General features: G+C 55.8%; 1 protein-coding gene. It reads left to right on the top strand.

Going from position 1 to position 251, the window contains the following annotated elements:
- Positions 1 to 251: Gfo/Idh/MocA family protein (locus tag SB822_RS59240; RefSeq protein WP_410859394.1), on the top strand; the 251-nt coding region annotated here is incomplete at both ends.

Genomic DNA, 251 nt, shown 5'->3' with positions numbered 1-251 from the left:
CGCACTACTCCGTCCAGGCTTATGAGAGTTTCGAGGCTGTTCTGGCCGATCCTGACGTGCAGATCGTCGTCAATCTGACAACACCTGAAAGCCATTTTGAAATCTCGCATGCAGCGCTTTCCGCAGGAAAACATGTCTATTCCGAAAAACCGCTGGCTATGAATTATGAGGATGCGGAAGCGCTGGTCGCTTTTGCACGGCAAGCCGGCCTCACGTTGGCGGCAGCCCCGGCAAACGGCCTCAGCGAAGCC

It is taken from the genome of Paraburkholderia sp. SIMBA_054, from assembly GCF_046534875.1.
GTDB classification, from domain to species: domain Bacteria; phylum Pseudomonadota; class Gammaproteobacteria; order Burkholderiales; family Burkholderiaceae; genus Paraburkholderia; species Paraburkholderia hospita.
Note: the sequence above shows the minus strand (reverse complement) of the source record. Positions and strands in the feature narration are given on the sequence as shown.